Raw genomic sequence first — 22,690 nt, 5'->3', positions numbered from 1 at the left:
ATGAATCCAAAAGCAGTTGAAAAAACCCCATTAGTCGGCGCCAAGCCGTCTTTATATTCGCTCACATACCCTGAACTCGAACAATGGCTCATCGATGCAGGAGAAAAGGCGTTCCGCGCGAAACAGTTATATGACTGGATGTATGTCAAACGGGTGACGTCATTCGATGATATGACGAACTTGTCGAAACCGCTTCGTGAAAAACTCGATGCTTCGTTCCAGTTGACGACGTTAAAAGAACTCGTCCGCCAGGAATCACAAGACGGAACAATCAAGTTCTTGTTCGAGCTCCAAGACGGTTACTCGATCGAGACGGTACTCATGCGCCACGAATACGGCAACTCGGTCTGTGTCACGACACAAGTCGGCTGCCGCATCGGCTGTACGTTCTGTGCATCGACGCTCGGCGGGTTGAAACGTAACCTTGAAGCCGGAGAAATCACGGCTCAAGTATTAGATGTTCAACGGGCGCTCGACGTGAGCGGTGAACGTGTCGACTCGATCGTCGTCATGGGAATCGGCGAACCGTTTGACAACTATGACGAATTGATGCGTTTCTTGCGCACGGTCAACCACGATGACGGTTTGAACATCGGTTCACGCCACATCACCGTCTCAACGAGCGGAATCGTGCCGAAAATCTACAAGTTCGCCGACGAAGGGATGCGCATTAACTTTGCGATTTCGCTTCATGCGGCGTCGACGGAAGTTCGGACACGTCTCATGCCGATCAACCGTGCCTATAACTTGGACAAGTTGATGGAAGCCGTCAACTATTACACGGAGAAGAGTGGACGTCGTATCACGTTTGAATACGGTTTGTTCGGTGGCGTCAATGATACAGAAGAAGATGCACACAAGCTTGCCGACTTGTTGAAAGGCGTCAAATGCCACGTCAACTTGATTCCAGTCAACCATGTGCTTGAGCGCGACTATGTGCGCACGCCACGTAATCAAATTTTTGCCTTTGAAAAAGTGCTCAAAGATCGAAAAGTGAACGTGACAATTCGTCGCGAACAAGGTTCGGACATCGATGCGGCTTGTGGGCAGCTTCGAGCGAAGGAGCGCGAACAAGAAACGAGGTAATCAGGAAGATGGAATTAGCATACCGAACCGACCGTGGGCAGGTGAGGGCTCAAAACGAGGATGCCGTCTTGATTTTAGGGGACGAGCATGCCGGGATCGCCCTCGTCGCCGACGGCATGGGGGGGCATGAGGCAGGAGAGGTCGCGAGCGGGCTCGTCATCGAGCAGTTTCGTCGCGCCTTTCCGACGCTTCCGGCCACACCGTTAGCGATGGAGACGTGGTTCCGTGATAACGTGGAGCTGGCAAATGAGCAAGTGCTTGAATTCGCGAAGCAGTCTAATCTCGTCATGATGGGGACGACCATCGCTGGCGTCTGTTGGCATGACGAGACGATTGTCATCGTGCACATCGGCGATAGCCGCGTCTACGCCCTTCGTGGCGGAACACTCCAACAATTGACGGAAGACCATTCTTACGTCAACGTGCTAAAACAACTTGGGGAATTGACGGAAGAAGAAATGCGGATCCACCCGAAACGAAATATTATCACCCGTGCGATCGGCTCAAAAGAGCACGTCGAACCTGATCTGCAAGTGTTTGCCGACCCCGAGTTCGACACGATTTTAATCTGTACGGATGGCTTGACGACTCACCTGACAGATGAAGCCATCAAACACGCCTTAACTCGTCCCATCTCTGCGGACGCTAAGGCGGACATGTTGATCGATCAAGCCAACCGATTGGGTGGGAGCGACAACATCACTGTGGCGCTCGTCCAATTTACAGATAGAAAGAGAGGATGAATCCGATGCGAAGTGGAGAACGAATCAACGATCGTTATCGGATCGAACAACAAATCGGTAGCGGCGGCATGGCAAATGTCTACCGGGCTCACGATGAGATTTTAAACCGAACCGTCGCCATTAAGGTGTTACGATCTGAATTCTCGCATAACGAACAATTTATACGCCGGTTCGAACGAGAAGCCCATGCGGCAACCAGTCTGAACCATCCAAACATCGTCGCCATTTATGACGTCGGAGATGAACAAGACATTTATTACATCGTCATGGAACATGTCGATGGTATGACGCTCAAACAATATTTACAGGAAGAGTACATATCAATCGAGGAAGCGTTACGGATCATGGGACAGATCTGTGATGCGATCGATCATGCCCATGCCCATCGCATCATTCATCGGGATATCAAGCCGCAAAACATGATGATCGACCAAAACGGGAACGTCAAAGTGACCGATTTCGGGATTGCCGTGGCCATGTCGAACGCGACGCTGACCCATACGATGTCAGTCCTCGGGTCGGTCCACTACTTCTCTCCGGAACAAGCGCGTGGCAAGTTTGCCGATGAGAAGTCAGACATTTATTCGCTCGGTGCGGTGCTGTACGAACTTGTGACAGGACGAGTCCCGTTCATCGGTGAGACGCCGGTCGCGGTCGCGTTGCAACATTTGCAAGATGATCCGATCCGACCGCTCGACTTGAACCCTAAAATTCCACAAGCGCTTGAGAACTGTATTATGCAGGCGCTCGCCAAATCGCCGGGGGCACGACATGCCTCGGTCGCTGCTTTTAAAAAAGACTGCTTGACGTCGCTCAGCCCAGACCGAGCGGACGAACCGAAACGGATGCCGACAGAACAAGACGAGTTTGATCAGACGCTCGTCATGGCGCCTGTCGTCCCGGAAGAACCGAAAGAAGTCGTCAAGCAGCCGGCAGCTGCAGTCGAGCCGGAATCAGCGACGCCGAAGAAACAAAAGAAAAAGAAGTGGTGGCTCTGGCTATTGCTCGTTCTTCTATTGATTGGTGGCGGGGTTGCCGCGTATGTGGTTGCAGATGAAATGTCACGTGCCGTCGTGCCTGATGTCGTCGGTATGAGCGTCGGTGATGCGACGACTGAACTGGAAGCATCAGGATTCGTCGTTGAGACGACAGACCGAGTGAGTGACAACGTGTCTGAAGGCGACGTGATTTCGCAAAACCCGCAACCTGGACGGAAGCCGAAGCGCGGAACGGTCGTCACCATCGTCGTATCTGCTGGGAAAGAGACGGTCGAGATGCCTGACGTCGAAGGGTTGTCTCAAACAGCAGCGGAACGAACGTTGAAAGATCTTGATTTCACAGATATTGAAATCCAATCCGAAGCGTCCGAAACGGTCGACAGCGGAGATGTGATTTCGCAGTCGATCACGCCAGGTGAAGAAGTTATCGCGTCGGAAGAGACGGTCACGCTCGTCGTCTCGACCGGTAGCAATAAAATCGAGCTCGCCAATTTGACGGGCTACACGTTCGAAGAGGCGTCAACTTATGCCGAGCAAAACAACTTGAAAATCGTGAAACGCGATGAGTATTCGACGAGCATCCCAGCGAATCAAATCATTCGTCAACTTCCGACGTCAGGGACGGCGGTCGACCCGGGAACGGAACTGACGGTCATCGTCTCACAAGGGGTCGAGCCGACCGACATCTCGATCGAGCGAGAAGTGGACGTCGAAATCGAACCGCCGGCAGAAGGTGAAGAGGCGGAGCCGGTCGAAGTCGTCATCCGTACCGTCGATGCCCGTGGTGAGATCGAAGTGTTGCGTGATATGATCACAGAAACGACGACGTATTCCTATACGCTCGTCATTGCTCCGGACGAAGTCGGTACCGCGACGATTGAAGTCGAGGGAGAAGTCGTTCGGACCGATACGGTGACATACGCCCAAGCAAAAGATTCACAATGAAGAGGTGGCGTGCGCGTCACCTCTTTTCTAAGGAGGAAACAGGATGAAAGGAACGATTATTCGCTTGCAAGGTGGATTTTATGATGTCATGACCGAAACGAAAGTTGAAATCAGATGTCGCGCCCGGGGAAACTTCCGGAACCGAAACATTTCGCCCGTCGTCGGGGACGACGTCGATATTCAAGACCAAGGGGACGGGACCGGCTACATCATGGCTGTCGATGAGCGGTCGAACCATCTCGTCCGTCCGCCGATCGCCAACATCGATCAGGCGTTTCTGCTCTTTTCCGTGAAAGAGCCGGCGTTCTCGTTTCATTTGCTTGACCGCTTTCTCATTTTGATCGAATCGAAGCAAGTTCACCCAATCATCGTGTTGACGAAGATGGACTTGTTGCTAGAAGCTGAAAAAGAAAAAATTAGTGCGGCGGCAGCGCTATACCGTTCGATCGGCTATCAAGTCATTGAGACGTCGACCGAAGACGGAGCTGGAATCGAGCTCATCCGCAGCGCGTTCAAAGACAAGACGAGCGTGTTCGCCGGACAGACCGGCGTCGGGAAGAGTTCGTTGCTGAACGCGGTCGCACCGGAGCTCGAACTCGCGACTGGTAAAATTTCGAAAGCGCTTGGCCGCGGGAAGCATACGACGCGTCACGTCACGCTCATCACACTCGCGGACGGGTTCGTCGCCGATACACCTGGATTCTCGAGTCTTGAGTTCCCGGAAGAACTTGAAGTCGAGGAGATGCGTTGGTGTTTCCCTGAATTCGTCTTGCGGCACGATGACTGTAAATTCCGTGGTTGCGCCCATTTGAACGAGCCAGGTTGTGCCGTCAAAGCGGCGGTCGAGGCCGGAGAAATCGCTTCCACCCGCTATGCGAACTATGTTACGTTTATGGAGGAATTAAAAGATAGACAACGGAGGTACTAACATGATTAAAATCGCACCATCGATCCTGTCGGCCGATTTTGCCAACCTTGAGGCAGAGGTCAAAGCGGTCCAAGAAGCAGGGGCCGATTACATTCATTTTGACGTCATGGACGGTCAGTTCGTGCCGAACATCTCGATTGGACTGCCGGTACTCAAAAGTTTGCGTGACAAGTCGGACATGGTATTAGACGTCCATTTGATGATCGACCAGCCGGAACGGTTCGTCGAGGACTTCGTTCAAGCAGGCGCCGATATCGTCACGGTCCATGTCGAGGCGACAAACCATTTGCATCGCGTATTGCAACAAATCAAAGGAGCCGGCGCCAAGTGTGGTGTCGTCTTGAACCCACATACGCCGTTGTCATCAATCGAGCACGTGCTCGGTGATGTCGATATGGTGTTGCTCATGACCGTGAACCCTGGCTTTGGCGGCCAAGCGTTCATCGAAGCGGTCGTCCCGAAGATCGCGGCGCTCAGCGAGATGCGCCAAGCGCGTCGTCTCGACTTCGAGATCGAGATCGATGGCGGGGTAAATCCTGCGACGGCAAAACTTTGTATCGACGCAGGTGCCGACGTCCTCGTTGCCGGTTCAGCCATCTATAACGAACCGAGCTATAAAGACGCAATCGATAGCATTCGCAACGCGTCTCGTGTATAATCGTCTGTAGAACAACAAATATTGTCGCAAGGGGTGTCACATCTGTGGCTGAGAGGCATGAGCTAACCCTTTGAACCTGTTCCGTTCACACGGACGTAGGGATGTGGCGAAAATGCACGTTGCTACACGATAGCAGCATGGCGTTTACGTCATGCTGCTTTTTGTCGTTCACTCATATCAAGGAGGGAATAAGATGAAACAACGTTTAAAACTTCAGGCGCTCATTGAAATCTCGCTGTTCGCCTCGCTCGGACTGATCTTTGACATGCTCATCCCATATCGGTTGCCGCAAGGCGGAGCAGTCAGCTTGGCGATGCTGCCGATTCTCGTGATGGCGTATCGGCATGGATTGAGAGGCGGACTCGCGACAGGCGCGCTCGTCGGGACGCTACAACTGTTATTTGGGGCCTATATCTTCACACCGGTCCAGTTTTTACTCGACTACACGGTCGCCTACGGCCTCGTCGGAGTCGCCGGCATCTTCGCCGGGCAAGTCAAACAGTCGGCAAAAGACGGCGCCAAGAAAACGCTCACGTTCTATTTGATTCTCGGGGCGTTGATCGGCTCGGCGCTCCGCTACGTTGCGCACGTCGTCTCCGGCATCGTCTTCTTCGCCGAGTATGCGGAAGGACCGGTCGTCTTGTACTCGCTCGGCTATAACTTGACGTATATGTTGCCGTCGTTCCTCGTCTCGGCGGTCGTGATCGTGCTCTTGTTCACGTCGGCGCCGCGTTTCGCGACGCTCGCGACACGGGACATCAGATAATGCGTGTCTTGATTGTGGCTGCGAGCCCGGAAGCGGTCCCTGAGCTTCCTCGGAACGCCGATTACGTCATCGGCGTCGACGGCGGCTATCATACGCTGCTCGACCGTGGGATGAAGCCGGACCTGCTCGTCGGTGACTTTGATTCGTTCACAGGCACCGTGCCGGAGGAAGCTGTCCGTTATCCGTCTGAAAAAGACGTGACCGACCTTGAGATCGCTCTCGAGGCGGCACGAGGGAAAGGGGCGGACGTGATCGACGTGTACGGTGCACTCGGGGGCAGACTCGATATGACGCTCAGCAACGTCGGTCTGCTCGAGGCGTACCCCGAGATGCGGTTGTTCGCAGACGGGCAAGAAGTGCGCCTCGTCGGAAAAGGGGACTATCGTCTCCCGCGTCGTCCTGACCATTACTTGTCGCTCGTACCTTGGAAACGGGCCTCGGTCTCGATTCGTGGCGTCAAGTACCCGCTCGAGAACCATGACGTCGTCAGCCATGAGGCGCTGACGATCTCAAACGAGTGGTCGGCGGAAGAGGCGGATTTGCTCGTTCATAGCGGCAACGTCTTGATTATGTATATAAAGAAATAAACAAAAAAATCCCATCGGCGCATGCCGCTGGGATTTATTTCGTTCGTGTATGGTAATTATACGCGTTCAACGAGACCTGATTTAAGAGCGCGAGCTGAAACCCAAACTCGTTTAGGTTTACCGTCAACGAGAATGCGAACTTTTTGTACGTTTACACCCCAAGTACGTTTTGTCTTGTTGAGTGCGTGCGAACGGTTGTTACCTGACTTAGGTGACTTACCTGTTACGTAGCATTTACGTGCCATGCGTTTCCCCTCCTTTTTTATGTGGGTTCGTCCTAATAGACACTCGTTTATATTAGCATGGGTTTTTTCACGATGCAACTAGAAAATAACCGGATGACAAGAAAAAAACTTGACATTACGGATGAGGATTTTAATAATGAATGAGGGTTGCGGTTACAATTGACCGAGTTTAGGGGCATGTCCTTTTAATAACTAGGTACTTATTGTAGAATATACTGTAGGAATCATTCCGAATAAAGGAGGCTACTCCATATGGCAATTGAAATGAAGACAACATATGGCAATATTGATATCACGAACGACGTGGTCGCGACACTCGCGGGCGGTGCGGCGATGGAATGTTTCGGCGTCGTAGGAATGGCGTCACAAGCTCAACTGAAAGACGGGATCGCAGAACTGCTCAAACGTGAGAACTATGCGCGTGGCGTTGTCGTACGTCAAGATGGAGAAGACGTACATATCGATATGCACATCATCGTGAGCTACGGGACGAAAGTGTCGGAAGTCGCGTACAACGTGCAAAGTCGTGTAAAATACACGCTCGGTGAAACTTTAGGATTAAACGTTTCGTCGGTAAATATATTCGTACAAGGCGTTCGTCTGACGAATGACTGACGAGAACGAAGGAGGATTTGGTGTGGGGTTAAAACGTTTAGATGGATTGGTGTTTGCGCAAATGGTCGCAAACGGTGCAGCCAACTTGAGCCAAAATGCAGATTACGTGGATTCGCTTAACGTCTTCCCGGTCCCAGACGGCGACACGGGAACGAACATGAATTTGACGATGACTTCAGGTGCGAAGGAAGTGGCCGCACTCGACACGGCGAACATCGCTGACGTGTCATCGAAGTTTGCCCGCGGCCTACTTATGGGGGCCCGTGGTAATTCGGGTGTTATTTTAAGCCAATTATTCCGTGGTTTCGGTAAATCGATCGAAGGAAAGACAGAATTGTCGACACTCGACTTTGCCGAGGCACTCAAACGTGGCGTCGACACGGCATACAAGGCGGTTATGAAACCGGTTGAAGGAACGATTTTGACGGTTGCTCGTGAAGCGGCCGACGAAGCGCTCCGTGCTTCTGAGTCGACGAGCGACTTCAATGAGTTCATGGAGCAAGTGATCACGGAAGCGAAAGCTTCGCTCGAGCGGACACCTGATTTGTTGCCGGTCTTAAAAGAAGTCGGTGTCGTCGACTCAGGCGGTCAAGGTCTCCTCGTCATCTATGAAGGGTTCCTCGCGAGCCTTGAAGGGAAAGAGCTCGAGAAGCCGCACGCACCGGTCATGGATGCCCTCGTTGAGGCAGAACACCATGCTGCGCAAGGCTTCATGTCGACGGAAGATATCGAATTTGGATATTGCACGGAGATCATGGTCCGTTTCCAAGACGAAAAGTTGAAACAGACTCCGTTCGATGAGGACGTGTTCCGTAACGAGCTGTCTGAACTCGGAGACTCGCTCCTTGTCGTCGCCGACGAAGAGTTGCTCAAAGTCCACGTTCACGTCGAGACGCCGGGCGACGTCATCACGAAAGGACAACGTTTTGGTGAGCTTGTCGCGGTCAAGATCGAGAACATGCGTCAACAGCATTCGACGATTCTTGAAGAAGAGCACGGTGCCAACCAGCACGGCGTTCAAGCGACTGCCGTCAAAGCGAAAGTACCTTACGCGATCGTCACCGTCGCCATGGGTGAAGGTGTCAGTGAACTGTTCCGTTCGCTCGGTGCCGCACATGTCATCGAAGGCGGGCAGACGATGAACCCGTCGACGGAAGACATCGTCAAAGCGATTGAAGCGGCGAACGCCGAGCACGTCTTCATCTTCCCGAACAACTCGAACATCATCATGGCCGCTGAGCAAGCGGCATCGGTCGCACCTTGCGGCGTCTCGGTCATTCCGACGAAGACGGTACCACAAGGACTAGCGGCTGCCATCGCGTTCAATCCTGAAGCGGATGTCGAGACGAACGAGTCGGTCATGAAGACGGCCGCAACTACGGTCAAGTCAGGACAAGTGACTTACGCTGTCCGTGACACGAGTATCGACGGTGTCGAGATTCGTAAAGATGATCATATGGCGATTGCTGAGAAGAAAATCGTCGCATCATCAAAATCGAGTCTAGAAGCGGCAAAAGCGCTCGTAGATGCACTCGTGGACGCGGATGATGAGATTGTCACGATCTTGACGGGCGAAGGTTCGTCGGCGGAAGACGTCGCAGCACTCTCGGCTTACATCGAATCGAAGAACGATGAGATTGAAATCGAAGTTCATGACGGTAAACAACCGCTCTACTCCTACATTTTTAGTGTGGAATAAGCTGTATCTCAGCCCTGCCTTCTGTATAATGAAGGTAGGGTTTTTTTGAAAGGGGGAAATGCGATGAAATATCGCAGTGTGTTTGATATTATCGGACCGGTCATGGTCGGACCATCGAGTTCGCATACGGCCGGAGCCGCACGGATTGGTCTTATGGCCGGCAAACTGTTCGGCCGAACGCCGGACCTCGCGCGGATCACGTTTTACGGGTCGTTCGCCGACACGTATCGAGGTCACGGGACGGACGTCGCCATCGTCGGAGGCATCATGGGGTTCGATACGTTCGATCTTCGCATCCCGCAAGCGCTCGACATCGCGAAAGAGCGGGGAATCAAAGTCGTCTTTGAGACGAGCGACGCGCTCACGGATCATCCGAACACGGCCCGGGTTCATCTCGAGGACGCGGAGGGGACGTTTGAGATCGTCGGGATCTCGATTGGCGGTGGCACGATCGAAATCACCGAATTGAACGGATTCCCGCTCAAACTTTCCGGCGGTGGACCGGCACTCGTCGTCTTGCATCACGATCGCTTCGGGGCGATCGCGGCCGTGACGGGCATACTCGCCAAGCACGAACTGAACATCGGGCATATGGAAGTGAGCCGTCATGAAAAAGGCAAGCAAGCCTTGATGGCGATTGAAATGGATGAACCGATGCCAAAAGACGTATTAGCGGAACTGGAACGGTTACCTCAAATCGAACGGGTAGCCATCTTTGGGGAATAAGGAGAAACGACTATGTTTAAATCAGTAGAAGAATTAGTACGGACGGCAACAGAACGAAACATCCCGATCTCTGAAGTGATGATCGAGCAAGAAGTCCACGTCAGACGCTCGACACGAGAAGAGGTCATGGCGATGATGGAACGTAACCTTGAAGTGATGGAAGAAGCGGTCGAGCGGGCGATGCAAGGCGTGACGTCTGTGACGGGGCTGACTGGGAATGACGCCGTGCTCATGCAAGACTATGTCCGGTCGGGCAAATCACTTGCCGGTGACTTGATTTTAGATGCCGTCGCCAAAGCGATCGGCACGAACGAAGTGAATGCGGCGATGGGACGGATTTGCGCGACACCGACGGCGGGGAGCGCCGGGGTCGTACCGGGGACGCTATTTGCGGTCAAGGACCGTCTCGAGATGGACCGCGATGCAATGATTCGGTATTTGTTCACCTCGGGCGCGTTCGGATTCGTCGTCGCGAACAACGCCTCGATTTCGGGTGCGGCCGGAGGCTGTCAGGCCGAAGTCGGTTCCGCGACCGGTATGGCTGCAGCAGCCATCGTCGAAGCGGCCGGCGGGACGCCGGAACAGTCGGCGACGGCGTTTGCGATCGCCTTGAAAAACATGCTCGGGCTCGTCTGCGATCCGGTAGCGGGTCTTGTCGAAGTACCTTGCGTCAAACGGAACGCCATGGGTGGGGCGAACGCGGTCGTCGCGGCTGATATGGCGCTCGCCGGCATCACGTCCCGCATCCCGTGCGATGAAGTCATCTCAGCGATGTACGAGATCGGTCAAATGATGCCGACCGCCTTGAAAGAGACGGCACGGGGCGGACTCGCCAACACACCGACAGCACGTCGGATCGAACGCAATATTTTTGGAGAGAAAGAAAATGCCAAACAGTGACGCGTTGACGACGCTCCGAGGGGTCGGGCCAGAGATGGCCAAAAAATTAGAGACGATGGGTCTCGAACGAATCGAGGACGTGCTAGAGCACGTCCCGTTTCGTTATGAAAATTATAACAGCGGTACCGTGACGACGGCAGTCCACGGGGACCTCGTCAAATGGAGTGGGACCGTTCAAGCGGAACCGCTCGTCCGCTATTATAGTAAAGGCAAAAATCGACTTCAGTTCCGGCTGTTGTTAGAAGAGCGCTACGTCGTCCATGTGACGATGTTCAACCGCGCTTTCTATAAAGACAAATTGGCGCTTGGTGCGACGGTGACGGTCAAAGGGAAATGGGATATGAACCGGATGACGATCAGTGCGACCGATCTCGAGTTCGGTGAGCTCGCGGACGGGTTACAGCCGATCTATTCGCTTCGGGCCGGATTGACGCAAAAGAATTTCAGTCGAATCGTCAAACTCGCCTTCGATCAGACGACGACGTTTGAGGACCGGCTGCCGGAATCAATCCGCTTGCGTTACCGCTTGGAGGACCGGGCGTCGATGCTCAGAGGGATGCATTTCCCTGATTCGATCGAGATGTACAAACAAGCGCGCCGCAGTTATGTGTACGAAGAATGCCTGCTCTATCAATTGAAGCTTCAGGCGTTTCGAAAGATGGAGCGTTCTGGGAAAGGGAGGGCGCTCACGCTCGAAAAAACGCAACTGAACGAGTTCGTCAAGCGGCTCGCTTTCCCGTTGACGGGTGCACAGACGCGCGTCATTCGTGAGATCGTGAGTGATATCGAGAAGCCTGAACGCATGAATCGCCTGTTGCAAGGGGATGTCGGGAGCGGGAAGACAGTCGTTGCCGCGATCGCCTTGTATGCGACAGTGAACGCGGGTTATCAAGGCGCGCTCATGGTGCCGACCGAAATTTTGGCCGAGCAGCATGTCACTTCGCTTGAACAACTGTTCGAGCCGTACGGGATCCGTGTCGCCTTATTGACGAGTTCGGTCAAAGGGAAGGCGCGCGCTACGTTGCTCGAAGCGATCAAAGCCGGTGACGTCGACATCATCGTCGGCACGCACGCCTTGATTCAAGGGCCGGTTGAGTTTTCGCGTCTGCACTTGGCGATCACGGACGAGCAACACCGGTTCGGCGTCGAGCAGCGGAAAATGTTACGAGACAAGGCTGATCTTGCGGACGTCTTGTATATGACGGCGACGCCGATTCCGCGGACGCTCGCGATCAGCGCGTTCGGGGAGATGGATGTGTCGACGATCGATGAGATGCCGGCCGGCCGGAAGCCGATCGAGACGTATTGGGCGAAAACGGATCAAATCGACCGGGTGCATACGATGGTCGAGCGCGAACTGTCACTCGGACGTCAAGCGTACGTCATCGCGCCATTGATCGAGGAATCCGACACGCTCGAAGTCGAGAGCGCAACCGAGTTGTATCATTTACTCAATGAGCGATTCCCGAACTATGCGGTCGGACTCATGCACGGTAAACTGTCGAGTGCCGAGAAAGATGAAGTGATGAAGGCGTTCGCTGACAACTCACTGCAAATTCTCGTGTCGACGACGGTCGTCGAGGTCGGGGTGAACGTGCCGAACGCCTCGCTCATCGTGATCCACGATGCGGAACGGTTCGGTTTGGCCCAGCTCCATCAGTTACGGGGGCGCGTCGGTCGAGGCGCACATCAATCTTATTGTATATTAGTAGGAGACCCGAAGTCTGATGTCGGGAAGCTCCGCTTGAAGACGATGACAGAGACGAACGACGGATTCGTGTTAGCGGAAAAAGATTTAGAACTCCGCGGCGCCGGCGACTTCTTTGGGACAGCCCAAAGCGGGTTGCCGAGTTTCCGTGTCGCCGACCCGGTCCTCGACCTCAAAGTGATGGAAGTGGCGATGCAAGACGCCGTCCGCTTGCTCGGCAGCGAGACGTTTTGGCAGGAGTCCTCGTACAGACCGCTGCGTCAATACTTGAAGCGACTCGACTTACTTGTCGGCGAAAGGTTAGAATAACACTTGAAAATTAAAACTAAAGAATATATACTGCTATTAGTACCAGGTATTAAGTTCTTTAGGGAAGAGTTTAGGAGGGAACTGAATGCGGGTACCTAAGAAGGAGCGGCAACGCTTACTGCAAGAAACGATTGAACATAACCCGTTCATTAAAGACGACGAACTGTCGAAGCAGTTCGCCGTCAGCATTCAAACGATCCGTCTCGATCGGATGGAGCTTAAAATTCCTGAAGTCCGGGAACGGATCAAGCATGTTGCTTCAGAGCACCTCGATGAAGTGAAGTCGCTCGCAATGAGCGAGGTCATCGGTGATATGATTGACTTGAAACTCGACGAATCGGCCATCTCGGTTCTCGACATGGAAAGAGAACACGTCTTTAGCCGCAATGAGATCGCCCGTGGACACGTCTTGTTCGCTCAGGCCAACTCGTTAGCGGTGGCGCTCATCGACGACGAACTGGCGTTGACCACTAAAGCGGAAATCCGGTTTAGTCGCCAAGTTCATCTCGGAGAGCGAGTCGTTGCCAAGGCTCGTGTTGTCAAACTGCGTCGAGACGGACGGACGGACGTCTCAGTGGATAGTTATGTCGGCGAAGAGTGTGTCTTTAGCGGAGACTTCACGATTTATCGTCGCGGTGAGGAGGAACAAGTATGAAGTTAGCAATTGATGCAATGGGTGGGGATCATGCCCCAAAAGCAATCGTGGACGGCGTAAAACAATTTGCTGAAAGTTTTCCGGACGAGCAGATGGAACTGTTTCTAGTCGGTGATGGAGTGAAGCTTGCATCCTACGGGTTGACCGACCCGCGGATTACAATCGTTCCTGCGAGCGAAGTCATCACAGGCGAAGATGAACCGGTCCGGGCGGTTCGCCGGAAAAAAGACAGCTCGCTCGTCGTAGCGGCTCAGCTCGTCAAAGACGGGAAAGCAGATGGACTCGTATCGGCCGGGAACACCGGGGCGCTCATGGCGGTTTCGCTTTTTGTCATCGGTCGGATTCCTGGAATCGAACGTCCGGCACTGTCGCCAACGTTCCCTACATATACGGGTAGCGGTGTCGTCGTCTTAGATGTCGGGGCCAATCCGGACGCTAAGGCAGAACATTTGGTTGATTACGCGATTATGGGTTCGCTATACGCCGAGCACGTCCGCGGCATCAAGCGCCCACGTGTCGCACTCCTAAACATTGGGACGGAGGCTGGGAAAGGAAACGCGCTGACGAAAGAAGCGTTCCCCCTCCTCGAACAGGCTCCGGTCCACTTCGTCGGAAACGTCGAGGCCCGCGAGGCGATGTCAGGTGACGTCGATGTCATCGTGACAGAAGGATTTGCCGGAAACATTTTGTTGAAAGGTGTGGAGGGTGCTTCGTCAATGCTCATGAAAATGTTGAAAGAACAGTTCACGAGCGATATTGTCTCGAAGCTTGCCGCTCTCGTCTTAAAACCGAAACTGAAAAACTTGAAACAAACATTAGATTATCGTGAGCAAGGTGGTGCGGGCTTGTTCGGAATCAACGCCCCCGTCATCAAAGCGCACGGGTCGAGTGACGCATTAGCCATCATGAGTGCGCTCAAACAGGCGAAAATCATGGTTGACCATGATGTCGTCGCGAAGATCAAACAAGCGAAAGCAACAGACTAACGTAAAGAAGGTGAGTACATGAGAGAAGCGTGGATATTTCCCGGCCAAGGGTCACAAACAGTCGGTATGGGTCAAACGTTCTTAGACGATCCTGAACAGATGCAAGCGATCGATCGTCGACTCGGATTTGATTTGCTCGACGTCATGGCGGCCGGATCAAAAGAAGAGCTTCAACAAACGGAAGTCGCACAACCTGCCATCGTGGCGCACGCGGCGCTGCTCGCGCTCGCACACGGGAAGACCGGTGCCAAACCGGACGTCGTGATTGGCCATAGTGTCGGTGAGTATGCGGCACTCGTCGTCGCGGGCGTCATCGATCTCGAAGAAGCGTGTGTGCTCGTACGTGAGCGCGGTAAGCTCATGTCCGAGGTGAAGGACGGAACGATGGCAGCGGTCATCGGCATGACCGATGTCGCAGAAGCGTTCCACTTGACCGAGAAGATCAGTGCCAGCGGAAACCTTGTACAAATCGCCAATTACAACTGTCCGGGCCAGTTCGTCATTTCGGGTCACGTCGACGCGGTCAAACAAGCAGAGACAGACTTAAAACAGGCTGGGGCGAAACGCGTGTTGCCGCTAGACGTGTCAGGCGCGTTTCATAGCTCGTATATGATGCCTGCTGCGACACGGTTTAAAGATGTGCTCGCATCGTCACCGTTCAAAGATGCGACGATTGGGATCATTTCGAACGTCGACGCGGCGGTCCATACTGACGCCGAGAAACTAAAAGCGCTTCTCACCGAGCAACTGTACGCCTCGGTCCGGTTTGAGGACTGTGTCCGGAAAGCGATTGCTGAGGGGGTCGATACGTTTATCGAGTTCGGTTCGACGTCACCGTTGTCCGGGCTCATCAAACGAATCGATAAAAACGTGACACTTAAACAAGTGACGACGTTAGAAGAGGTTGCAGCGTTAGGGGGAGAAGTGCGTGCATGACCAAGTAGCAATCGTGACGGGTGCGTCCCGGGGTATCGGGGCCGCCATCGCGAAGCGTTTAGGGGAAGACGGCTTTCGAGTCGTCGTCAATTACTCGGGTAGTGTCGAGCAAGCAAAAGCAGTCGTTGCAGCCATTGAAGCAGCGGGCAGCGAGGCGATCGCCGTCAAAGCGGACGTCTCGAACGCTGACGATGTGAAAGCACTCGTCAAGACGGCAGTCGATACGTTCGGCCGTTTGGATTGCCTCGTCAACAACGCCGGGATCACACGAGACGGTCTGCTCATGCGCATGAAAGAGACCGACTTTGACGATGTGCTCGCGACGAACTTGAAAGGCGCGTTCTTGACGTCGCAAGCGGCGACGCGTCCGCTCCTCAAGTCGAAATCAGGGCGCATCATCAACATCGCCTCGGTCGTCGGAATCACGGGGAACGCCGGACAAGCGAACTATGCGGCAGCGAAAGCTGGACTCATCGGACTCACGAAATCGGTGGCGCGCGAGCTCGCGGCCCGTCACGTGACGGTGAACGCGGTCTGTCCAGGCTTTATCGAGACCGACATGACCGGTGCGTTGACAGACGCGCAGCGCGAAGCGACGCTCGGACAAATTCCGTTCAATCGCTTCGGCCAAGTCGAAGACGTGGCGAGCATCGTCTCGTTTCTCGCGTCAAGCGAGGCCGCTTACGTGACCGGGCAGACGATCGCCGTCGACGGCGGCATGACGATGGCGTAAAAACAGAACTTTACCAATTGTAGTACATTTAATATAATTTACTTTGGAGGGATTTTATCATGACAAAAGAACAAATCTTAGTAGACGTACAAGCAGCAGTAGCAGAGAAACTCGGGAAAGACGTTTCTGAAATCACAGCCGAAAAATCATTTAAAGACGACCTCGGTGCGGACTCGCTCGAAGTGATGGAAATGGTCATGGACCTTGAAGACAAGTTCGATATCACAATCGAAGACGAAGATGCCGAGAAGCTTGCAACTGTGGGCGACGTCGTGTCTTACATCGAAACAAAATTGTAATCAAGCCTCCCACCGCTCATAATGAGCGGTGGGCTTGTGCTTATACACGGAGGGACTTATGACAAAGGATAAGCGACGGTTCGACCGTCAAGGGTCGGCGCAAAGACGCCGACGAAATGAAGTGGAGCGAGCACGCATCGTGGAGAAGTTCACGTCACTCGAGGAACGACTTGGTGTGAAATTTACGAACCAAGAACTGTTAATGCAGGCGTTCACCCATTCATCATATGTCAATGAACAACGCGGTTTGAAAAAAGACAATGAACGGTTAGAGTTTTTAGGAGACGCGGTGCTCGAGTTGACAGTGTCCCGGTTTTTATATGAGACGTATCCGGAGCGCTCCGAGGGGGAATTAACGAAGTTACGGGCGGCCATCGTTTGTGAGCCGTCGCTCGTGAACTTTGCCGAAGCCTACGCTTTCTCTGATTTTATCTTGCTTGGAAAAGGGGAAGAGCTGACGGGCGGACGGAAACGTCCCGCGTTACTCGCCGATGTGTTCGAATCATACATCGCCGCCCTCTACCTTGACCAAGGGATCGAACCAGTAGAACAGTTCCTCGCCGAAGCGGTTTTTCCGAAAGTCTTAGCCGGTGTGTTTGAAGAGCAGACCGATTATAAGAGTCAACTTCAAGAGAGTGTACAGCGCGAAGGGCTCGGCCCGGTCACGTATACGATCATCGAAGAACGCGGTCCGGCCCACAGCCGTGAATTCGTCTCCCACGCTCGTCTCAGTGACGATATCGTCGGCGAAGGGATCGGTCGTTCGAAGAAAGAAGCCGAGCAGATCGCGGCTAAAGAAGCGTTGATCGAATTCAATCGGCGATACGCCGGCCTATAAAAAAAAGGAGTGGACCCGCGCGGGTCCACTCCTTTTGGTTACGTCAATTGGCCAAGTTCCTCGACGAGACCGTCGACTTCAGAGATCGAGAGTGATGACCGGTTCATCACGTAGTCGTAAATCTCTTTCACGGCCGATGCATCGGCTTTGTTATATTCTTCCGCCTTGATCGCACCGCGGTTGATGATGTTCATTTTATCGAGGATTTCCTCGATCATTTGTTCATTCGTCATGTGTAGTACCCCTTTCTACAGTTCTTTTTAGAATAGCATGATTCTAGCATTTTGACGAACTAGCAACTGTGGTAAAATAAACGAATGAATGCTTACTTAGGATAGGATGGTCACGATGCACTTAAAACGAATCGAACTCGCTGGCTTTAAATCGTTTGCCAAGCGGATTGAACTAGATTTCCGTCCCGGCGTGACAGCCGTGGTTGGACCGAACGGGAGCGGGAAATCAAATATATCGGACGCTGTTCGCTGGGTACTCGGCGAACAGTCGGCCAAATCGCTCCGTGGGGCGAAAATGGAAGATGTCATCTTTGCCGGTAGCGAAGGCGAGAACCACCGCAACGTCGCCGAAGTGACGCTCGTTTTAGATAATAGCGATGCGCACTTGCGCCTGCCGTATGAAGAAGTGAGCGTGACGAGACGCGTGACGCGCAGTGGCGACAGCGACTATTTCATGAATAAAAAGCCGTGCCGCCTGAAAGACGTCATCGACTTGTTCATGGATACGGGTTTGTCCCGTGACGCGTTTGCGATCATCGGGCAAGGACGGGTCGAACAAGTCATCTCGGGTAAACCGGAAGATCGTCGCGCCGTCATTGAAGAAGCGGCCGGCGTGCTGAAGTACCGCCAACGCAAAAAACAAGCGGAACGAAAGTTGCAAGACACCGAGCTGAACTTGTCGCGCGTCGACGATATCTTATACGAACTTGCCGACCGGGTCGAACCGCTTCGTGAACAAGCGGCACTCGCTCGAGAGTTCCAAGTCGCCAAGGCGCGGCATGACGACCTCGAGACCGGGATTCTCGGTGCCGAGATCACCGAGCTCAAGGCGAAGATCACTTTCGCCACAACACAACAGACGGCAGCAGAAGAACAGTTACGCAACCAAGAAGCGGCGCTGAACGCGCTCGTCACCGAACGGGCCGCGCTCGAGGAAACATTGACCGAGCATCGTGCCGTCCTCGAGACGCTCCAACAGGATGAGCGTCTTCAAGCGACTGAGCTCGAACGGCTCTCGGGAGATATTAAACTCGCCAAAGCGCGAGAAGAACACGGGGCAGAGACGAAAGAACGACTCGAGCGCCAACGCGCGGAGTTGGTCGAAGAGACAGAGCAATTGCAGTCGCGATTGTCGGTCGCTCAAACGGACAAAGCCTTGAAGTCAGAAGCGTTGCAGACCGTTGAGGTGACACGTGACGAGCTCGCGCGGAAGCTTACGGCGGCGACTCGCGATTTCAACGTGGAGATCGAACAGCTTCAAAGTGAAGCGTTCGAACTGGCAACGACACGAGCCACGCTCAGCAACCAACAAAAACGGGAACGACGTGACATCGAGCAGGCAGAGGAAGCGAAAGCACGTCTCCTGCGTGAGAATAAGGACCGGCTTGATGTTCGAACCGAACAGACCGCCTCGCTCGATGCAAACCGAGATCGTCTTGAAGCGGTACGTACGGCTTGGCAGGAACTGCTGGCCGAAGAAGAGGCATTGGTCGCTAAGGAAGTCGCGCTCCGAGAAAAGTTGTCGCGAGCCGAACAATCGTATCATGACCTCGACCGGCGCCGTCAAAAGACCGAAGACCGGATCGACATGTTAGAGCGGATGAAGCAATCATATGAAGGGTATTTCCATGCCGTCAAATTCGTATTGAAAGACCGTGCGAGCGGCGTGCTCGGAGCGGTTGCAGAGCTGATTCAAGTGCTCCCATCATATGAGGCCGCCATCGAGACGGCACTCGGTCAAACGCAACAACACATCGTCGTTGAAGATGAAGCGGTCGGCCGCCGTGAGATCGACAAGTTGCGCCGGGCTAATGCCGGGCGGGCTACGTTCGTCCCGATGACGACGGTGAAAGAGCGCTTTATCCCGAGCGAGGTCGCCCATCGTCTCGAGGCGATAGATGGCTTCGTCGGCATCGCATCGGATCTCGTGACGACGGAACCTTTGTTTGACAAATTGAAACGGTCCTTGCTCGGGGCCGTCATCGTGGCCAAGACGCTCGAGGTCGCGAACCGAATCGCTCAGACGACGGGCTATCGCTACCGGATCGTCACGCTCGACGGCGATATCGTCAATGTCGGTGGTTCGATGACAGGGGGGAGCCGGAAACAAGGCGTCGCCCTGTTCACCCAGTCAAGAGAGCTCGATGATTTGAAACAAGGATTGACGCAAGGGTTGGCCATGCTGCACGAACAGCAGCTTCGTGTGACGGAGTATGAAGCGGAGACGAGTCGTCTCAAACAGTCGCTCCACACGCTCAGAACACGGAAACGGCAAGAGGAAGAGACGCTCCGGGCGTTAGAGACCTCGTTCCGGGAATTAGAGCGGACGACCCAGGACGCGAAAGCACAACTCGAACTGTTCGATCACGAGATGAATCGCTATACGCATACGATTGAAACATCTTCGGCAGAATTGACGCGCCTCGCAAGTGAACTCGAGGCGACGGAAGTGTTGCAGACGTCGCTGCGGACAGAGCTCGAGCAGTTGCGTGCGGAGCAGGCGAAAGGCGCGGAGACGACGGGGCAATTGCAAGAGGCAATCCGTCTAAACGAGCTCGACCTGCAACGTCATACGCTTGACCTGGATCGGGTGAATACGGAAGTCGAACGGCTCGTTGCCGAAGTCGACAAACAGACGACCCGACTCGATCAAATCAAACACGAACTCGAGCGGCTCGAAAGCGGACGAATCGTCTCATCCGCGGAACTTCGAATCGAGCATGACGAGGCGACGGAGCAGATGAAAGTGTTGACAGGGCGAATTGAAGCGCAGTCGCAAACGCTGAAAACAGAGGAAGAGTCACACCGTATCCTCAGGCAGCGTGAGCAGCAGGCGACGGACGTTCGCCGCCAATTCGAGGCCGACGTCCGTAAGCTTGAAACTGAGGCGAATGAACTCGAGTTGAAACAGCAGTGGAAACTAGACGCCCTCGAAGAACGTGGACTCGTCTACGACCTGCTCCCGGTATTATCGATCCCGCTCGACGAGGCGAAAGAAGAGTTCAAGTTGCTCGTCCGTCAAATCGAGGAGATCGGACCTGTCAACTTGAGTGCGATCGAAGAGTTTGAACTCGTCAATGAACGGTTCACGTTCTTGTCTGAACAGCGAGACGATCTCGTCAATGCGAAACAGGACCTGTACGACGTCATCTCCGAAATGGACCGAGAAGTGACACGGTTGTTCAACGAGACGTATGCGACCGTCCGTGCGCATTTCAAACAGACGTTCAAAGAACTGTTCGGAGGCGGCGAGGCCGACCTTAAACTCGTCGATGCGACCGATTTATTAAACACAGGGATCGACATCGTCGCCAAACCGCCCGGCAAAAAGTTACAGACGTTAAGTCTGTTGTCTGGTGGCGAACGGGCACTGACCGCGATCGCGCTCTTATTTGCGATTTTAAAGACGCGCCCTGTCCCGTTCTGCGTGCTCGACGAGGTCGAAGCAGCGCTCGACGAGGCGAACGTCCACCGGTTCGGTGAATACGTCCGCACGTTGTCGATCGATACACAGTTCGTCATCATCACCCACCGTAAAGGGACGATGGAGGCGGCCGACACGCTCTATGGCGTGACGATGCAACAAAACGGTGTCTCGGAGGTACTTTCGGTCGAATTATCAGAAGCGAAACGTGTCGTCGAGACAGATGAAGAGATGGAGGAATTGACTTGAGTTTTTTTAAAAAATTAAAAGATAAATTGACGACCTCGACCCAAGAGGTGTCGCAAAAGTTTACAGACGGGTTGACGAAAACACGTGACGGGTTCGCGAGCGCCGTCAACGACCTCGTCTATCGGTTCCGTGAAGTCGATGAGGACTTTTTCGATGAACTTGAAGATTTGCTCATCCAGGCGGACGTCGGCGTCACGACGACGATGGACCTCGTCGAAGATTTAAAAGAAGAAGTGAAGCGTCGCAATTTGAAAGACCCGGTCGCCGTCCGCGACGCCCTCGTCGAAGTGGTGGCGAAACGTCTACAAGAAGACGAGTCAGACCGCGAGTTGAACATGCAGGACGGGTTGACCGTCATCTTGTTCGTCGGTGTGAACGGTGTCGGCAAGACGACGACAATCGGAAAACTCGCCCATCAGTTGAAAGCAGAAGGTCGTTCGGTCATGCTTGCGGCGGGCGATACGTTCCGGGCCGGCGCGATCGACCAGCTGCAAGTATGGGGTGAACGTGCCGGTGTCCCCGTCATTCGCCAAGCGGAAGGGTCAGATCCGGCCGCGGTCGTGTTTGATGCTGTCCAAGCCGCGAAGTCACGCGGTGTCGACGTCTTGATTTGCGATACGGCAGGACGACTCCAAAACAAGGTCAACTTGATGAAAGAGCTCGAGAAAGTGAAACGGGTCATCGAACGCGAAGTGCCAAACGGTCCGCACGAAGTCTTGCTCGCGTTAGACGCGACGACGGGACAGAACGCGATGCTTCAAGCGAAGGCGTTTCAGGAAGCGACGAACGTGAGCGGGATCGTGCTCACGAAGTTAGACGGGACGGCCAAAGGCGGCATCGTCCTCGCGATCAGAAACGAGCTCGATATTCCGGTCAAATACGTCGGTCTCGGTGAAAAAATTGATGATTTACAGGCGTTCGACCCAGAGCAGTTCGTCCTCGGACTATTCGGTGACGTATTTGAAGAAAAAAACCAGACAAACGATGACCTCGCCTAACTTTCACTGTTAAGAAAAAAACTTGACAAGACGTTAGGACGGCTGTACTATTGTTAGTTGTAAAGGGATTTCACTTAACATGTGGAGGTGAGAGGTATGTCGCTCGAAAAGACGAATCGAATGAACTACTTATTCGATTTTTATCAAGCGCTTCTCACGCCGAAACAGCGCAACTACATGTCTCTTTATTACCTAGATGACTACTCGCTCGGAGAGATTGCGGAAGAGTTTGAAGTCAGCCGTCAAGCGGTCTACGATAACATAAAGCGTACCGAAGCAATGCTTGAGCAGTATGAAGAAAAGCTGGAGCTGTTCGAGAAATTCGAGCAACGGCAACTGCTTCTCCAAACGCTCAGACGTCAAGTCGAGCAAATGCCCGACGTGACGGAGACGGTTTCGGCGCTTGAGAATTTAGAGTAGGGGGCT

The 22,690-nt window shown here is 53.7% G+C and carries 23 protein-coding genes and 1 riboswitch; of the genes, 21 read left to right on the top strand and 2 right to left on the bottom strand.

All coding sequences use genetic code 11. The features are described 5' to 3' along the window. The 7 genes from rlmN (at position 1) to BJU60_RS03695 (ending at position 6,711) form a co-directional block, all read left to right on the top strand. The gene (rlmN, locus tag BJU60_RS03725; RefSeq protein ID WP_070327529.1) at positions 1-1,086 is read left to right on the top strand and encodes a 23S rRNA (adenine(2503)-C(2))-methyltransferase RlmN; all 1,086 of its coding nucleotides are present in this window, start codon (positions 1-3) and stop codon (positions 1,084-1,086) included. An 8-nt stretch (positions 1,087-1,094) separates the two neighbouring features. Continuing rightward, positions 1,095-1,829, top strand: coding sequence for a Stp1/IreP family PP2C-type Ser/Thr phosphatase (locus tag BJU60_RS03720; RefSeq protein ID WP_070327528.1), 735 nt, complete (start codon positions 1,095-1,097; stop codon positions 1,827-1,829). Between the two features lie 5 nt (positions 1,830-1,834). Then, complete coding sequence (gene pknB, locus BJU60_RS03715) at positions 1,835-3,772, top strand: Stk1 family PASTA domain-containing Ser/Thr kinase (RefSeq protein WP_070327527.1); 1,938 nt, start codon at positions 1,835-1,837, stop codon at positions 3,770-3,772. A 43-nt stretch (positions 3,773-3,815) separates the two neighbouring features. Further along, positions 3,816-4,700 (top strand): ribosome small subunit-dependent GTPase A, encoded by an 885-nt coding sequence (gene rsgA / locus BJU60_RS03710; RefSeq protein ID WP_070327526.1) that lies wholly within the window; start codon positions 3,816-3,818, stop codon positions 4,698-4,700. Position 4,701: 1 nt separating this feature from the next. Then, the gene (rpe, locus tag BJU60_RS03705) at positions 4,702-5,358 is read left to right on the top strand and encodes a ribulose-phosphate 3-epimerase (protein WP_070327525.1); all 657 of its coding nucleotides are present in this window, start codon (positions 4,702-4,704) and stop codon (positions 5,356-5,358) included. Positions 5,359-5,377: 19 nt separating this feature from the next. After that, positions 5,378-5,477, top strand: a riboswitch (TPP riboswitch). Positions 5,478-5,551: 74 nt separating this feature from the next. Continuing rightward, positions 5,552-6,124, top strand: coding sequence for an energy-coupled thiamine transporter ThiT (thiT, locus tag BJU60_RS03700; protein ID WP_070327524.1), 573 nt, complete (start codon positions 5,552-5,554; stop codon positions 6,122-6,124). Continuing rightward, a complete protein-coding gene (locus BJU60_RS03695; protein WP_070327523.1) occupies positions 6,124-6,711 on the top strand; it encodes a thiamine diphosphokinase in 588 nt (195 codons plus the stop codon). Before thiT ends, BJU60_RS03695 begins: the two co-directional genes overlap by 1 nt. Positions 6,712-6,767: 56 nt before the next feature. On the opposite strand, the gene rpmB is transcribed toward BJU60_RS03695, so the two are convergent. Then, the gene (gene rpmB / locus BJU60_RS14945; protein ID WP_015881349.1) at positions 6,768-6,956 is read right to left on the bottom strand and encodes a 50S ribosomal protein L28; all 189 of its coding nucleotides are present in this window, start codon (positions 6,954-6,956) and stop codon (positions 6,768-6,770) included. A 252-nt stretch (positions 6,957-7,208) separates the two neighbouring features. Between rpmB and BJU60_RS03690 the strand changes: the two genes are divergently transcribed. From BJU60_RS03690 to rnc, 11 genes are all read left to right on the top strand, one after another. Continuing rightward, positions 7,209-7,571 carry an Asp23/Gls24 family envelope stress response protein gene (locus BJU60_RS03690; RefSeq protein ID WP_016509701.1) on the top strand — a complete coding sequence of 121 codons (363 nt, stop codon included), beginning with the start codon at positions 7,209-7,211 and terminating at the stop codon, positions 7,569-7,571. Between the two features lie 22 nt (positions 7,572-7,593). Then, entirely contained in the window at positions 7,594-9,270 is a 1,677-nt protein-coding gene (locus tag BJU60_RS03685) for a DAK2 domain-containing protein (protein ID WP_199749308.1), read from the top strand. A gap of 63 nt (positions 9,271-9,333) precedes the next feature. After that, complete coding sequence (sdaAB, locus tag BJU60_RS03680; protein WP_070327521.1) at positions 9,334-9,996, top strand: L-serine ammonia-lyase, iron-sulfur-dependent subunit beta; 663 nt, start codon at positions 9,334-9,336, stop codon at positions 9,994-9,996. Between the two features lie 12 nt (positions 9,997-10,008). After that, a complete protein-coding gene (gene sdaAA / locus BJU60_RS03675; protein WP_070327520.1) occupies positions 10,009-10,896 on the top strand; it encodes an L-serine ammonia-lyase, iron-sulfur-dependent, subunit alpha in 888 nt (295 codons plus the stop codon). Beyond that, a complete protein-coding gene (gene recG, locus BJU60_RS03670) occupies positions 10,883-12,913 on the top strand; it encodes an ATP-dependent DNA helicase RecG (RefSeq protein WP_070327519.1) in 2,031 nt (676 codons plus the stop codon). The genes sdaAA and recG overlap by 14 nt, the downstream gene beginning before the upstream one ends. An 85-nt stretch (positions 12,914-12,998) precedes the next feature. Continuing rightward, positions 12,999-13,568: a transcription factor FapR gene (gene fapR / locus BJU60_RS03665; RefSeq protein WP_016509712.1), complete on the top strand. Its 570-nt coding sequence runs from the start codon at positions 12,999-13,001 to the stop codon at positions 13,566-13,568. Next, positions 13,565-14,554 carry a phosphate acyltransferase PlsX gene (gene plsX, locus BJU60_RS03660; protein WP_070327518.1) on the top strand — a complete coding sequence of 330 codons (990 nt, stop codon included), beginning with the start codon at positions 13,565-13,567 and terminating at the stop codon, positions 14,552-14,554. The genes fapR and plsX overlap by 4 nt, the downstream gene beginning before the upstream one ends. 18 nt (positions 14,555-14,572) lie before the next feature. Continuing rightward, the gene (fabD, locus tag BJU60_RS03655) at positions 14,573-15,490 is read left to right on the top strand and encodes an ACP S-malonyltransferase (RefSeq protein ID WP_070327517.1); all 918 of its coding nucleotides are present in this window, start codon (positions 14,573-14,575) and stop codon (positions 15,488-15,490) included. Next, the gene (gene fabG / locus BJU60_RS03650) at positions 15,483-16,223 is read left to right on the top strand and encodes a 3-oxoacyl-[acyl-carrier-protein] reductase (RefSeq protein WP_070327516.1); all 741 of its coding nucleotides are present in this window, start codon (positions 15,483-15,485) and stop codon (positions 16,221-16,223) included. The genes fabD and fabG overlap by 8 nt, the downstream gene beginning before the upstream one ends. Before the next feature lie 59 nt (positions 16,224-16,282). Continuing rightward, positions 16,283-16,522: an acyl carrier protein gene (gene acpP, locus BJU60_RS03645; protein ID WP_016509693.1), complete on the top strand. Its 240-nt coding sequence runs from the start codon at positions 16,283-16,285 to the stop codon at positions 16,520-16,522. A 121-nt stretch (positions 16,523-16,643) separates the two neighbouring features. Beyond that, complete coding sequence (gene rnc, locus BJU60_RS03640) at positions 16,644-17,360, top strand: ribonuclease III (protein WP_070327951.1); 717 nt, start codon at positions 16,644-16,646, stop codon at positions 17,358-17,360. Between the two features lie 38 nt (positions 17,361-17,398). Here rnc and BJU60_RS03635 read toward each other — a convergent pair whose 3' ends face one another. After that, the gene (locus tag BJU60_RS03635) at positions 17,399-17,593 is read right to left on the bottom strand and encodes a DUF1128 family protein (protein WP_016509709.1); all 195 of its coding nucleotides are present in this window, start codon (positions 17,591-17,593) and stop codon (positions 17,399-17,401) included. Between the two features lie 115 nt (positions 17,594-17,708). Between BJU60_RS03635 and smc the strand changes: the two genes are divergently transcribed. From smc to BJU60_RS03620, 3 genes are all read left to right on the top strand, one after another. Beyond that, positions 17,709-21,266, top strand: a complete 3,558-nt coding sequence (gene smc, locus BJU60_RS03630) for a chromosome segregation protein SMC (RefSeq protein ID WP_070327515.1) — start codon at positions 17,709-17,711, stop codon at positions 21,264-21,266. Next, positions 21,263-22,264, top strand: coding sequence for a signal recognition particle-docking protein FtsY (ftsY, locus tag BJU60_RS03625; protein WP_070327514.1), 1,002 nt, complete (start codon positions 21,263-21,265; stop codon positions 22,262-22,264). Before smc ends, ftsY begins: the two co-directional genes overlap by 4 nt. Before the next feature lie 96 nt (positions 22,265-22,360). Then, on the top strand, positions 22,361-22,684 hold the full coding sequence (locus BJU60_RS03620) for a putative DNA-binding protein (RefSeq protein ID WP_070327513.1): 324 nt from the start codon (positions 22,361-22,363) through the stop codon (positions 22,682-22,684). Positions 22,685-22,690 lie beyond the last annotated feature (6 nt).

This window comes from Exiguobacterium aurantiacum, assembly GCF_001766415.1.
GTDB lineage: Bacteria > Bacillota > Bacilli > Exiguobacteriales > Exiguobacteriaceae > Exiguobacterium > Exiguobacterium aurantiacum_A.
Note: the sequence above shows the minus strand (reverse complement) of the source record. Positions and strands in the feature narration are given on the sequence as shown.